The sequence below is a fragment of the Micromonospora sp. IBHARD004 genome, assembly GCF_052814115.1.
In genome coordinates, this window is the sequence record NZ_CP199934.1 from 1907009 (window position 1) to 1919774 (window position 12766).

The 12766-nt window shown below is 73.9% G+C and carries 13 protein-coding genes; 4 read left to right on the forward strand and 9 right to left on the reverse strand.

The genetic code is table 11. The features are described 5' to 3' along the window. Nucleotides 1-6: 6 nt before the first annotated feature. Together ACTWO6_RS09370 and ACTWO6_RS09375 are read right to left on the reverse strand one after the other, a co-directional pair. Nucleotides 7-1227, reverse strand: coding sequence for an acyl-CoA dehydrogenase family protein (locus tag ACTWO6_RS09370; protein WP_446219255.1), 1221 nt, complete (start codon nt 1225-1227; stop codon nt 7-9). Then, nucleotides 1227-2315, reverse strand: a complete 1089-nt coding sequence (locus ACTWO6_RS09375; RefSeq protein ID WP_446219256.1) for a phosphotransferase family protein — start codon at nt 2313-2315, stop codon at nt 1227-1229. Before ACTWO6_RS09375 ends, ACTWO6_RS09370 begins: the two co-directional genes overlap by 1 nt. Nucleotides 2316-2464: 149 nt before the next feature. Between ACTWO6_RS09375 and ACTWO6_RS09380 the strand changes: the two genes are divergently transcribed. After that, nucleotides 2465-3169 carry an amino acid-binding protein gene (locus ACTWO6_RS09380; protein ID WP_446219257.1) on the forward strand — a complete coding sequence of 235 codons (705 nt, stop codon included), beginning with the start codon at nt 2465-2467 and terminating at the stop codon, nt 3167-3169. Between the two features lie 80 nt (nt 3170-3249). Then, the gene (locus ACTWO6_RS09385) at nt 3250-4308 is read left to right on the forward strand and encodes a GNAT family N-acetyltransferase (RefSeq protein WP_446219258.1); all 1059 of its coding nucleotides are present in this window, start codon (nt 3250-3252) and stop codon (nt 4306-4308) included. Nucleotides 4309-4428: 120 nt separating this feature from the next. On the opposite strand, the gene ACTWO6_RS09390 is transcribed toward ACTWO6_RS09385, so the two are convergent. The 3 genes from ACTWO6_RS09390 to ACTWO6_RS09400 form a co-directional block, all read right to left on the reverse strand. Continuing rightward, a complete protein-coding gene (locus ACTWO6_RS09390; RefSeq protein WP_446219259.1) occupies nt 4429-5994 on the reverse strand; it encodes an aldehyde dehydrogenase family protein in 1566 nt (521 codons plus the stop codon). A gap of 289 nt (nt 5995-6283) precedes the next feature. Further along, the gene (locus ACTWO6_RS09395) at nt 6284-6802 is read right to left on the reverse strand and encodes an isochorismatase family protein (protein ID WP_446219260.1); all 519 of its coding nucleotides are present in this window, start codon (nt 6800-6802) and stop codon (nt 6284-6286) included. 151 nt (nt 6803-6953) lie between these two features. Beyond that, nucleotides 6954-7700: an LPXTG cell wall anchor domain-containing protein gene (locus ACTWO6_RS09400; protein ID WP_446219261.1), complete on the reverse strand. Its 747-nt coding sequence runs from the start codon at nt 7698-7700 to the stop codon at nt 6954-6956. A gap of 456 nt (nt 7701-8156) precedes the next feature. Between ACTWO6_RS09400 and ACTWO6_RS09405 the strand changes: the two genes are divergently transcribed. Together ACTWO6_RS09405 and ACTWO6_RS09410 are read left to right on the forward strand one after the other, a co-directional pair. Then, entirely contained in the window at nt 8157-8663 is a 507-nt protein-coding gene (locus ACTWO6_RS09405; protein WP_446219262.1) for a DUF488 domain-containing protein, read from the forward strand. Beyond that, nucleotides 8641-9627: a GlxA family transcriptional regulator gene (locus tag ACTWO6_RS09410; RefSeq protein ID WP_446219263.1), complete on the forward strand. Its 987-nt coding sequence runs from the start codon at nt 8641-8643 to the stop codon at nt 9625-9627. The genes ACTWO6_RS09405 and ACTWO6_RS09410 overlap by 23 nt, the downstream gene beginning before the upstream one ends. A gap of 78 nt (nt 9628-9705) precedes the next feature. On the opposite strand, the gene ACTWO6_RS09415 is transcribed toward ACTWO6_RS09410, so the two are convergent. The 4 genes from ACTWO6_RS09415 to bioB all read right to left on the reverse strand — a co-directional run bounded on the left by ACTWO6_RS09415 (nt 9706) and on the right by bioB (nt 12766). Beyond that, nucleotides 9706-10815, reverse strand: a complete 1110-nt coding sequence (locus ACTWO6_RS09415; protein WP_446219264.1) for a YbfB/YjiJ family MFS transporter — start codon at nt 10813-10815, stop codon at nt 9706-9708. Nucleotides 10816-11065: 250 nt separating this feature from the next. Continuing rightward, nucleotides 11066-11572: a GNAT family N-acetyltransferase gene (locus ACTWO6_RS09420; RefSeq protein WP_446219265.1), complete on the reverse strand. Its 507-nt coding sequence runs from the start codon at nt 11570-11572 to the stop codon at nt 11066-11068. A gap of 4 nt (nt 11573-11576) precedes the next feature. Then, nucleotides 11577-11774, reverse strand: coding sequence for a biotin synthase auxiliary protein BsaP (gene bsaP / locus ACTWO6_RS09425; RefSeq protein WP_446219266.1), 198 nt, complete (start codon nt 11772-11774; stop codon nt 11577-11579). Then, nucleotides 11771-12766: a biotin synthase BioB gene (bioB, locus tag ACTWO6_RS09430; protein ID WP_446219267.1), complete on the reverse strand. Its 996-nt coding sequence runs from the start codon at nt 12764-12766 to the stop codon at nt 11771-11773. Before bioB ends, bsaP begins: the two co-directional genes overlap by 4 nt.

The window sequence follows — 12766 nt, forward strand, 5'->3', positions numbered from 1 at the left end:
GTGGGGTCAGGCGGGGGTGGGCCAGCGGCGGAGTTCGCGCTTGGCGAGGGAGGCGCGGTGCACCTCGTCGGGACCGTCGGCCAGGCGGAGGGTGCGGGCCTGGGCCCAGAGGCCGGCGAGCGGGGTGTCCTGGCTGACGCCGGCACCGCCGTACCCCTGGATGGCCTTGTCGATCACCCACTCGGCCATGGCCGGGGTGGCGATCTTGATGGCCTGGATCTCGGTGTGCGCGCCCTTGTTGCCGACGGTGTCCATCAGCCAGGCGGTCTTGAGCACCAGCAGCCGGGCCTGCTCGATGCGGACCCGGGACTCGGCGATCCACTCCCGCACCACGCCCTGCTCGGCGAGCGGTCGGCCGAACGCGATCCGCTCGTTGGCCCGGCGGCAGAGCAGCTCCAGGGCCCGCTCGGCCATGCCGACCAGCCGCATGCAGTGGTGGATCCGGCCCGGGCCGAGCCGGGCCTGGGCGATGGCGAAGCCGGCGCCCTCGGCGCCGACCAGGTTCTCCGCCGGCACCCGGACGTCGGTGAAGTCGATCTCGGCGTGGCCGCCGTGCGGGGCGTCGGTGTAGCCGAAGACGGTCATGCCGCGGCGGACGGTCACGCCAGGGGTGTCCCGGGGGACCAGGATCATGCTCTGCTGGCGGTGCCGGTCGGCGTCCGGGTCGGTCTTGCCCATCACGATGAAGATCTCGCAGCGCGGGTCCATCGCCCCGGACGACCACCACTTGCGGCCGTTGATCACGTACTCGTCGCCGTCCCGGCTGATCCGGGTGGCGATGTTGGTGGCGTCGGAGGAGGCCACCTCCGGCTCGGTCATGCAGAACGCGGAGCGGATCTCCCCCGCCAGCAGCGGCTTCAGCCAGCGGTCCCGCTGCGCCGCGGAGCCGAACTCGGCGAGCAGCTCCATGTTGCCGGTGTCCGGCGCGGCGCAGTTCAGCGCCTCGGGGGCCAGGTGCGGGCTGCGTCCGGTCAGCTCCGCGAGCGGGGCGTACTGGAGGTTGGTCAGGCCGGCGCCGTAGCGCGGGTCGGGCAGGAAGAGGTTCCACAGGCCGCGCTCGCGGGCCGCCGCCTTCAGCTCCGCCAGCACGGGGGAGCGGGACCACGGGTCGCCGGCGGCGGCGACCTGCTCGGCGTGCACCGGCTCGGCCGGGTACACGCACTCGTCGAGGAACGCGGCCAGCCGATCCCGCAGCTCGACCGTACGGGCGTCGTACGCGAAGTCCATCACCTCTCCCGGACCGCGCACAGGCCGTGGTCGACCAGCGGCGCCACCATGTCGCCGATCCGGTCGAAGCCGCCGCCGAGGGTCTGCCCGAGGGTGTGCCGGTAGTGGATCCCCTCGCAGATCACCGCAAGCTTGAAACAGCCGAGCGCCACGTGCCAGTGCAGCGGGCCCACGTCGACGTCGCTGCGGCCGGCGTACCGGTCGATCAGCTCGTCCCCGGTGGGGAAGCCGGCGCGCGGGCCGATCCCGTCGGCGACGGGGTTGCCCTCGGCGAGCTCGCTGTCGCCGAGCACGCTCCAATAGGTGAGGAGCAGCCCCAGATCGGCGAGGGGGTCGCCGAGGGTGGCCATCTCCCAGTCCAGCACCGCCCGGACCGTGACCGGGTCGACCGCGGCGAGGAGGTTGTCCAGCCGGTAGTCGCCGTGCACGATCCGTCCCGCGTTGGCACCCTCCGGCACGGTGTCGGCGAGCGCGTCGCGCAGCTCGTCGATGCCGGGCAGCTCGCGGCTGCGGGAGCGGTCGAGCTGGCCGGCCCAGCGGCGTACCTGCCGGCCCAGGTAGCCCTCGGGGCGGCCGAAGTCGGCCAGCCCCACGGCGGCCGGCTCGACCATGTGCAGCGCGGCGAGGGTGTCCATCATCGCCATGGCCAGGTCGCGCCGCTGCCCGGCGGTCAGCGGGTCGGTCTGCGCCCGGGTCCGGTAGACCTCGCCGTCGACCTTCTCCATCAGGTAGAACGGCGCGCCGATCACCGCGTCGTCGGCGCAGAGCAGCAGCGCCTCCGGGACGGGAACGTCGGTCGGCGCGAGCGCCGAGATCACCCGGTGCTCGCGGGCCATGTCGTGCGCGGTGGCCAGCACGTGCCCGAGCGGGGGCCGGCGCAGCACCATCTCGCGCCCGCCGGCGCGCACCAGGTACGTCAGGTTGGACTTGCCGCCGGCGATCAGCCGCGCCGACAGCGGCCCGGCGGCCAGCTCCGGCCGTCGCTCGGCCAGGTAACCGGCGAGCCGGTCGAGATCGAGGCCCTTCGGGGACCGGTCGGGCGCCGAGCCGGTCGGGGTCTGGGCGGGGTCGACGGCCGGTTCGGTCATCCGGATAGTTGATGGCAGCTCAGCTTTCTTGTCAAGGTCGGATTATCCGCCGGGACATGCCGCTGCAACAGGGGCGAAATGGTCAACCGGCAGGCTGGTGCCCAGCCTGCCGGCCGTCACGGCCGGCCCGCCGAGCGGAGGGAACAGACATGTTGCTGAGAGTTCGGGTGACCCTGCCGGACCGACCCGGGACGCTCGGCCAGGTGGCCCGCACACTCGGCGTCTCCGGCGCCGACATCGTCCAGGTGGTGGTGCTGGAGCGGCTCGGCGGCCGGGCGGTCGACGACTTCACGGTGGTCTGGCCGGGGGCGGCGCGGGTGGAGCGCCTCCTCGCCGGCCTGGCCGCGATCCCCGGCGTCAAGGTGGACGGGGTGTGGCGGGCGATCGGCGCGCCGACCACCACCGGCCAGGACGCCGAACTGCTCGCCCAGGTCGCCGCGAACCCGACCGACGGGGTGGCCACCCTGGTGGACGCGGTGCCCGGGCTGCTCGCCGCCGACTGGGCGGTGGCCGCCGTCGTACCGCTGGACTGGGCCTCGCGCACCGGCGGGGCCGGCGAGGCGACGGTCGGGCACGCGAGCTGGCGGACGCCGGAACCGCCGCGGCTGCCGGAGGTGACCCCGCTGCGGGCCCGCTCGATGACCACCGCGGACGGCGACCACTACGCGGTCGCGCCGTTCGGCCGTGCCGGCCTGGTGCTGGTGGTGGCGCGCGACCGCAGCGAGCCCCTGGCGGCCGCCGCGTTCCACTCCACCGAGGTGGACCGGCTGGCCCAGTTGGTCCGGGCCAGCGCCGTGATCCTCGGTGACCGCCTCGACCTGGTCGGCGCCCCGCCCGTGACCAGCGTCACCTGACTGGTTCGCGCCTGTCACCGTCGGGCAACGCCGGTGCAACAGCGGGCCGGCAGGGTCTTGTGGTGAGGGAGGGAGCAGACATGACGCTATGGCGGATCCGAGCCACCGTGGACGACCGGCCCGGCTACCTGTCGGTGCTCACGGCGAGCCTCGCGTTGCGCGGGGTCAACATCCTCACCGTGCAGGTGCACACCACCGAGGTGGGCGCCGTCGACGACTTCCTCGTCGACGCGCCCGACGAGCTGACCGAGGCGGACCTGCTGGCCGCCGTGGAGCGGGGGCGGGGACGGGACTGCTGGGTGGCGCGCAGCGAGGCGCGCGGCCTGGCCGACCAGCCCACCCGGGTGCTCGGCCTGGCCAACCGGCTGGTCCGCGACCCGGACGCGACCGGGGAGGCGCTGCGCGCCCTGCTCGGCGCGGACGCGGTGACCTGGCGGCCGGTGCCGGTCGGCGGCCGACCGGGGATCGGCGCGGCGACGATGCGGCTCGCCGACCCGACCGGCGGGTCGTTCGAGCTGCGCCGGGCCGCGCCCAGCTTCACCCCGGCGGAGTACGCCCGGGCGCAGGCGCTCGCCGAGCTGGCCGCCACGGTGGCCCGCCGGGCGGTGGACCAGGTCACCCTGCTCCTGCCCGACGGGGCGGAGCTGCTGGTCCGGCCGGCGACGGTGGACGACCTGGCGGGCGTGGTGGAGCTGCACGAGGGCTGCTCGGCGCGCAGCCGGCAGCGCCGGTACCTGGGCGGGGCGGGGTGCCCGTCGCCGTCCCGGCTGCGCCGGCTGCTCGAACCGGCGCGGGGGGTCAGCCTCGTGGTGACCCGGTCCGGCTCCGGCGGGGCGGCGGAGTCGGTCGTCGCGATGGCGAACCTGCTCGCCGAGGGGGACGAGGCGGAGGTGGCGCTGCTGGTCCGGGACGACTGGCAGCGGCGGGGCATCGGCACCGCGCTGCTCCACCGCCTGGTCGGGCACGCCGAGCGGGCCGGTTACGCGGCCCTGGTGCTGCACGTCCTGGCGGAGAACGCGCCGATGCTGCGGACCCTGGCCCGGCTGGGCCGCCCGACCCCGGTGGAGCGGGACGGGTCCCTGCTGACCGCGACGGTGCCGCTGGTGGCCGACGTGACCATCCCGGCGCGGTCCGGGTGAGCTGAATGGAGCGTCGGCGTCGGGCGGTGCGCCCGGTGCCGGCGGGACGGCCGACCTCCGGTGCGGAGGCGGTGAAACGGCAGGGCCCCCGGTGCGGGGGCCCTGCCCATGTGCGGTGACTCAGGTGGCCGGGTAGCTGCTGTAGTCCGGGAAGTTGCCGTAGAGCCGGCCGTCCCCGCCGACGGTGACCGCCTGGACGAGCAGGTCGCCGCCGACGAAGGCGCCCTTCCAGGAGGCGCCCCGGCCGCCGAACGGCTCGTCCCGGTCGCCGCGGGAGCGGGGCTTGTTGATGCCCACCTTGAAGGCCTGGAGGTCGACCGCGAGCTTCGCCGCCTCGTCGGTGTCGTCGCAGGCCAGCGACGCGACCAGCGCGCCGTTGGAGGCGTTCATCGCGGCCAGCAGCTCGTCGGTGGTGTCCACCACGACGATGGTGTCGACCGGGCCGAACGGCTCGGCGTGCATCAGCCGGGACCGCCCGGGCGGGGCGAGCAGCACCGCCGGCGCGACGTACGCCGAGGTGTCCTGGCCGTCGAGGAAGGGCGCGCCGTCGAGCTTGCCGCGGTGCAGCGGCACGGCGCCGCCGCGTACCGCCTCGTCGACCTTGCGGCGCAGCTCCTCGGCCTTGGCGCCGCTGATCAGCGGGCCGAAGTCCAGCTCCGGCAGCGGGTCGCCGGCCGACCAGTCGTCGCCGACGGCGAGCGGGTGTCCGAACCGGACGGAGCGGACCACCGGCAGGTACATGTCGAGGAACTCGTCGACGAGGTCGCGCTGGACCACGAACCGCGGGTACGCGGTGCAGCGCTGCTTGCCGTACTCGAAGCCCTTCTTCAGGTGCGCGGCGAGCAGGTCCCACTGGGAGAAGTTCCAGATGCCCCAGGCGTTGAGGCCCTCCTGCTCGATGAAGTGCCGCTTGTCGGAGTCGAGCAGCGCGGCGGCGACCTTGCCGCCGTTGGAGCGGCCACCGACGAAGGCGACCGCGCCGATCTCCGGCGCCCGCACCAGGACCTCGGAGAGCTCCTCGCCGCTGCCGGAGACGAGCGTGGCGGGCAGCCCGGCGCGGCGCATCAGGGCGTGCGCGACGGTGAGGCAGACCGCGCCGCCCTGGGACGGGGTCTTGGCGATGACCGCGTTGCCGGCCAGCAGTTGCACCAGCTCGGCATGGACCAAGACGCTCATGGGGTAGTTCCAAGACGCAATGTTGCTGACGGGGCCGGGCAGCGCCTCCCGGCCGTCGGCAAGCATCCGGTCGATCTCGCCCACGTACCAGCGGACGCCGTCCAGGGCGCGGTCCACGTCGGCGCAGGCCAGCCGCCACGGCTTGCCGATCTCCCAGACCAGCAGCAGGGCGAGCAGGTCGCGGTGCGCGGTGAGCGCGTCCAGCGCGTCGGTGACCCGGGCCTTGCGGTCGGCGAGCGGGGCCTGCGCCCACTCGCGGTGCGCGGCGGCGGCGTGGGCGACCGCCGCGCGGGCCGAGTCGGCGTCGAGTCGGGCCAGGTTGACCAGGACGGTGTTGTCGACCGGGGTGCGGACGGGGGTGGGTGCCCCGACCGCCCGCCAGTCGCCCTCGACCAGGTTGTGCAGGGTGGTGACGCCGTCGGCCGGCGCCCCGAAGGCCTCCGGGGTGGCGGCCACCGCGCGGGCGAGGGTGTCGGACCAGGCGGTGCCGTCGGCGAGTCTGAGAGCCATCGCGATCTCCTCAGGGTGGACCGGGGGAGCGGCGGCGTCGATGGCACCGCTGGTGTCGCGTACTGTCCCGCGCCATCGAGCGCGGCGGCAACCGTACGCTCGTATGCCAGGACACCAGGTCCGCCGTCCGGCGCCGCTCGCGGTATCTCGCGACCGTCGACCACCGGCTCTGACCTGGGAGTACGCTTCAAGCAAATAGAAAACCGTCGACTATGTGATCCATCTCCGGGCGACGTCGACCGGGTTACCCGTCAGTACGGATCAATACCGGATCCGGTTCAACGCTCGCTCAGGAGCCGCGCAGCGCCGCGACCGCCTCCTCGGTCGAGCAGACCGTGCCGAGCCGGCGGAAGATGTAGTCGACGGCGAACTCGTGCGCGTACGCGTCCAGTCCGGACATCGCGTCGTGCGGGAAGGCCACGCGGTAGCCGATCTCCTCGGCCACCCGGGCGGTCTGCTCCACGCCGAAGTTGGTGACCAGGCCGGCGACGACCAGCGTGTCGACGCCCCGCTCGCGCAGGGCGGCGTCCAGCCCGGTCTCGTGGAAGGCCCCCCAGCTGTGCTTGACGACCTCCAGGTCACCGCGGCGCGGGGTGGCCTCGGGCACCAACTCGCTTCCCTCGGGCTGCGGGTCCGGGCCCGGCCGCTCGACCCGGACCACGACGACGGCGGCGCGGGCGGCTTCAGCCAGGGCGACCGAGCGGGTCAGCACCTCCGCGCCGGTGTGCGGGGCGGTGGGCAGGTCCACGATGCGACGCTGGAGGTCGATCAGGACGACGGCGGTACGGGTCGGTTCGAGTGCGTCCACACCCAAGATCGTATCGGGACATCCGCTGCTCAGGCACCCCTCGGGTAAGGGATGCGGACGGCTGGAGGACGTGACCTCTGCGGCTGTCCGAAAAAGACGGAACCGGCCGCCGGACGGATGTCCGACGGCCGGTTCACATCACCGACTGGGATCAGCTGGTGAAGGTGATCTTGTCCCGACGGCGACGGAGCACCATCAGGGCGACACCGCCACCGATCAGGGCGAGACCGGTCAGCGCGGTGCTGGTCGCGGCCACGCCGGTCAGCGGCAGGCTGCCACCGTTCTCGCCGTTGCCGCCACCGGCGCCGCCACCCAGCGAGGCGCCCGGCGACGACGGGTTCGTCGGCGGGGTGGTCGGCGGGGTGGTCGGCGGGGTCGTGGGCGGTGTGGTCGGGGTCGTCGGGGTCTGGCATCCCTGGACCCAGAAGACCTTGTGCTTGACGCCGCCGGGCACGCCCTCCGAGTAGATGGTCAGCTTGACGTGGTAGCCCTGCTTTTCGTGCTCCTTGTACTTCGTCAGGTCCCAGTCGGACACGTGGTACGTGAAGACCTCGTCCTCGTCGTTCAGGCCCCCGGCGGCACTGTCGTTGCTGATCGGCTTGGTCACCGAGGGGATGATTTCCGCACCGGACCCGGACGGCGGGTGGATGGTGAAAGTGATCTTCGCCGTCTGGTCCTTGTCGAAGCCGAAGAACCTGACCTGGAAGTCGCAGCCCACATGCGGGCGGTTGGCGATGTTCGGGTCGTTGTGGTCGTCGACCTCGATAGTGTCGATCTTGACAGTCCCGTTGTTGCCACGCGGGTCTTCGGCAAGAGCGGGAGTGGCGATCGCGAGGCACGCAACGCCGGCGGCTGCTGCTGAACTGAGCGCGAGCGCGAGGCGTCGACGCTGTCGCATGGGAAGTCCTCCGGAAGTTGATTTAAGGGACGCTAAAGGATCACTGACTGTTAGGTCGCCATGCATCCTCTGAACGGCCGGATGTCGCTACTGACAGAGCGTCGTGAGGTACCGACATCGTTACGCGTTCATGGAAGTCGCCGACCGTCGTTCGGCAGCCACCGCCCGCCACCGATGCCGGCGCAGGTTCGGACGACGAGAAATTCGACATGTTTCCCGTTTCTCCGCGACGTCCCGGTTGGCTCCCGGGAGCATAGTGGACCCGGTAGCCCCGCGTCGCTCCCCTGACCCACGTGACACGCCGCCCGGTCGCCCTGGCTGTCGGGCATCCCATGCTCACCGCGATGACCACCGGCATGCTGGGCGGATGGAGCACGTGTTGCTGACCATCGGCCCGGATCGGCGGACCGCACCCGGCTCGCCGAACTGCTGGGCGGGGCGGGCATCGAACTCCTGGTGGACGTGCGGCCCTATCCGGGCAGCCGGACCAACCCGGACGTGCGCCGCGAGGCGCTGGAACGCTGGCTGCCGGAGGCGGGGATCGACTACCGCTGGGAGCCGCGACTCGGCGGCCGGCGGCACGTCCGGGCCGGGGAGCCGGAGCCCGACACCTGGTGGACCGTCGCGGCCTTCCGGGCGTACGCGGCGTACACCCGGACCGCCGCCTTCGACGCGGCGCTGGACGGGGTGCTGGCCGCGGCGGCCCGCCGCACCACGGCGGTGATGTGCAGCGAGAACGTGTGGTGGCGCTGCCACCGGCGACTGATCGCCGACGTCGCGGTGCTGGGCCGCGAGGTGCCGGTGAACCACCTCATGCCCGACGGCCGGCTCAGCCCGCACCGCGCCGCCGACGGCGCGCGCGCTCCCCGACGGCCAGCTGATCTGGGACGGGACGCCCGATGGCCGCCCCACCGCATCACCGCCTGCCTAAGCTCGACCCGTGCGGGCCCGGGGGTGCAGTGACACCGTGCTCTTCGTCGTCTACGACGGGGTGCGGCTGCTCGACGTCACCGGGCCGCTGGAGGTGCTCACCGTCGCCAACGAGCACGGCGGCTCGTACCGGCCGCTGCTCGCCTCGCCCGACGGACGGGACGTGGTGAGCAGCGCGGGCGCCCGGCTCGGCGCCGACCTGGCGCTGCCCGACGTGACCGGCCCGGTCGGCACCCTGGTCGTGCCCGGCGCGCCGGACTGGCAGGCCGCCGCGGCGGACGAGGCGCTGCTGGACCAGATCCGCCGGCTCGCCGCCGGGTCCACCCGGACCGCCTCGGTCTGCGCCGGGGCGTTCCCCCTCGCCGCCGCGGGCCTGCTGGACGGCCGCCGGGTGACCACGCACTGGGACCTGGCCGACCAGCTCGCCGCGCACTTCCCGGCGGTCACCGTCGACCCGGACCCGATCTTCATCGTCGACGGCCGGATCATCACGTCCGCCGGGATCACCGCCGGCATCGACCTGACCCTGGCGCTGGTCGAGGCGGACCTCGGCCCGGAGACGGCCCGCGCGGTGGCCCGGCACCTGGTGGTCTTCATGCAGCGCCCCGGCGGGCAGTCCCAGTTCAGCGTCCGGACCAACACCGCGAGCACCCGCAACGACCTGCTGCGCCGGGTGCTGGACACGGTGGCCGCGGACCCGGCCGGGCCGTACGACCTGGCCGGCCTGGCGGCGCTGGCCGGGGTGAGCGCGCGGCACCTCGGCCGGTTGTTCCGCACCGAGCTGGGCATCACCCCGGCGGTCTACCTCGACCGGGTCCGGGTCGAGGCGGCGCAGGACCTGCTGGAGCGGGGCGACGACACTCTCGACGTGGTGGCCCGCCGGGTCGGCTTCGGCTCGCCGGAGACGATGCGCCGGGCCTTCCTCCGCGAACTCGGCGTCACCCCCGGCGCCTACCGCTCCCGCTTCCGCACCACCGGCATCAACCCCACCCCCTGAACCGCCCCGATCCGGGACCTGTCGTGGCCGGCGGGAAAGCCGGACGACAGGCCCCGGATCGTGGCCGGGACGGCCGGGTCAGCGACGGAGGGCGGCGACGGGTTCCGGGGCCTCGGCCGGGACGGTGTCGCGCTGGCGCAGGGCGACCAGGCCGGCGGCGGCCAGCAGGCCGACGGAGAGCCAGAGCCCCACCGCGACGCCACCGGAGTCCGACAGCGCGCCTGAGACCAGCGGGCCGACCGCCTGACCGACGGAGAAGGCCACGGTCAGCAGGGCGATGCCGGCGGTCCAGCCGCCGGCCGGCAGGGTCCGCCGGGCGAGCACGGTGGCCGCCGTCGGGCCGGCCATGAACGAGCTGCCGAAGACCGCCGCCGACACCAGCGCCGCGGGCAGCCCGGCCGGCAGCAGCAGGACCGGCAGCACGCCGACCAGCACCAGCACCGAGACCAGCGCGGGCCCCCGGCCGCCGGGCAGGCGCCCGATCACCCGCCCCCACACCGTCAGCGTGGCCACCGCCGAGGCGAGACCGAGCACCACGAAGAAGGTGGCGACGCCCGCGGTGCCGAGACCCTGGTCGCGCAGGAGCGCGATGACGAAGGTCATGTAGCTGACGTAGCCGGCGCCGAAGAGGACGTACCAGGCGAACGTCGGGGCGAGCCGGGCCAGGTCCGCCCGGGCCAGCCCGGCGCCGGTCGTCCCGGCCACCGCCGGGACCCGCCGGACGGCGAGCACGGCCGGCCCGACCGCGAGCACGGCCACCACACCGAGCAGCAGCCACCCGGCCCGCCACCCGGCGTCCCCGGCCACGGCGAGAGCCGCCGGCACCAGCAGTCCGGAGAGCACCACGCCGATGCCGACCCCGGCCATGTAGAGGGCGACCAGCAGCGCGGCCCGGCGCTGGCCACCACCGGTGGCGACCCGGGCGGCGAGCGCCGAACCGAGCACGAAGGAGACCGCCGTGGCCAGCCCGCCGACGAACCGCAGCAGGCTCAGCACCGGATAGTCCGCGGTGGTCCCGGTGACCAGCAGGGTGAGCGCGCTGACCGCGAGGGCGCCCGCGAAGGCGGCCCGGTCGCCGAGCCGGCGGGCCCAGAGCACCGCCGTCCCGGCGCCGATCACGTAGCCGGCGGCGTTCGCGGTGTTCAGGCCGCCGGCCTGGGCGTACGTCCAGTGCAGGTCGCCGCGCATGGCGGGCAGCAGCAGGGCGTACGCGAAGCGGGTGAAGCCGAGCGCGACGACCGCCCGGCGGCCAGGCCGAGCGCGATCAGCGCCTCGCGCCGGCGTGGATTCGGGGACATCGTTCCTCCTCTATCGGCGGGCTCGGTTGCCCACTGGCAGGTGGAACGCGGAGGGGGCGGGGGTCGATGGCCGTCCGGACGGACAGGCGACCCTCGGATCGGGACATCACCGTCCCGGTTGTTTTGTCCGGTATACGCGCCTAATCGGCCAGTTCGTCCGCGAGGAGGTCCATCAGGAGGGCGTCGTGCCAGCGGCCGTCGGCGCCGCGCTCGTACCGGCGCATGATGCCGACCGGGCGGAAACCCACCTTCGCGTACGCGCGGATCGCCGCGGTGTTCGCCGCCGCCGGGTCGATGGTGAACCGGTGGTGACCGTGCTCGTCGACCAGGTGCCGGGCCAGGGTGCGGATCGCGTCCCCGCCGAGGCCGGCGCCGCGCACCGCCGGGTCGAGGAAGATGTCCATCGCGGCGTGCCGGTAGTCCGGGTCGGGCTCGGCGTACCACTGGATCGCGCCGACCACCCGACCGTCGTGCTCGATCGCGTACACGGTCAGGTCGTCGTCGGCCAGGTCGGCGCGGACGGCCTCGGTCAGGTCGTCGCCGCCGCGCCACCAGTGCCGGACCTCCGGAGTGGCCCGGATCGCCGCGAGGACGGGCACGTCCGCGTCCGTTGCCGGTCGCAGCGTCACCGCCCGCCCCCGCAGCACGGCCTCAGCCCCGGATCTCGCCGTGCTCGACGCAGACCGCCGACCAGCCGACCGGCAGCACCTGCACCTTCATCCGGCGACGGCAGCGCGCGCAGTAGCGCGGCGGCTCCAGCACCCGGGCCGCCGCGCACCCCGGGTGGGGACCCGCCGCGGCGGATTCACCGCAGCGGTCGCACCACAGCTCGGTCACCGTCGGTCTCACAGCGTCGCGGAGAGCGCCTTGACCGGCATCTTCAGGTCGTCCAGCAGCGCGAGGTCGTCGGTTGCCGGCCGGCCCAGGGTGGTCAGGTAGTTGCCGACGATCACCGCGTTGATGCCGCCCAGCAGGCCGTCCCGGGTGCCCAGGTCGCCGAGGGTGATCTCGCGGCCGCCCGCGTACCGCAGGATGGTCCGCGGCATGGCCAGCCGGAACGCGGCGATGGCTCGCAGCGCGTCCTTGCCCTCCACCACCGGGCGGTCGCCCAGCGGGGTGCCCGGGCGGGGGTTGAGGAAGTTCAGCGGGACCTCGTGCGGGTCCAGCTCGGCGAGCTGCGCGGCGAACTCGGCGCGCTGCTCGACGGTCTCGCCGAGGCCGAGGATGCCGCCGCAGCAGACCTCCATGCCGGACTCGCGGACCATCTTCAGCGTCTCCCAGCGCTCCTCCCAGGAGTGCGTGGTGACCACGTTCGGGAAGTATGAGCGGCAGGTCTCCAGGTTGTGGTTGTAGCGGTGCACGCCCATCTCGACCAGCTCGTCGACCTGCTCCTGGGAGAGCATGCCCAGCGACGCGGCGACCTGGATGTCGACCTCGGCCTGGATGGCGGCGACGCCCTCGCGCATCTGCTTCATCAGCCGGGCGTCCGGGCCGCGCACGGCGGCCACGATGCAGAACTCCGTCGCCCCGGTCTTCGCGGTCTGCTTCGCCGCCTCGACCAGCGACGGGATGTCCAGCCATACCGAGCGGACCGGCGAGGTGAACAGCCCCGACTGCGAGCAGAAGTGGCAGTCCTCCGGGCAGCCGCCCGTCTTCAGCGAGACGATGCCCTCGACCTCGACCTCCGGGCCGCACCAGCGCATCCGTACCTCGTGGGCGAGCTGGAGGGCGGCGGGGACGTCTTCGTCGGGCAGGTTCAGCACGGCGAGGACACCGGCCTCGTCGAGGCCGACGCCGTTCTCCAGCACCTGGGTCCGGGCCTGGTCGAGGATCTCTGGCAT

Bases quoted from the DNA above. Each gene is read 5' to 3' on its own strand.
- ACTWO6_RS09370 (WP_446219255.1), bottom strand. From the start codon at position 1,227: ATGGACTTCGCGTACGACGCCCGTACGGTCGAGCTGCGGGATCGGCTG.
- ACTWO6_RS09400 (WP_446219261.1), bottom strand. From the start codon at position 7,700: ATGCGACAGCGTCGACGCCTCGCGCTCGCGCTCAGTTCAGCAGCAGCC.
- ACTWO6_RS09385 (WP_446219258.1), top strand. From the start codon at position 3,250: ATGACGCTATGGCGGATCCGAGCCACCGTGGACGACCGGCCCGGCTAC.
- ACTWO6_RS09415 (WP_446219264.1), bottom strand. From the start codon at position 10,815: ATGCGCGGCGACCTGCACTGGACGTACGCCCAGGCCGGCGGCCTGAAC.
- ACTWO6_RS09375 (WP_446219256.1), bottom strand. From the start codon at position 2,315: ATGACCGAACCGGCCGTCGACCCCGCCCAGACCCCGACCGGCTCGGCG.
- ACTWO6_RS09390 (WP_446219259.1), bottom strand. From the start codon at position 5,994: ATGGCTCTCAGACTCGCCGACGGCACCGCCTGGTCCGACACCCTCGCC.
- bioB (WP_446219267.1), bottom strand. From the start codon at position 12,766: ATGCCAGAGATCCTCGACCAGGCCCGGACCCAGGTGCTGGAGAACGGC.
- ACTWO6_RS09380 (WP_446219257.1), top strand. From the start codon at position 2,465: ATGTTGCTGAGAGTTCGGGTGACCCTGCCGGACCGACCCGGGACGCTC.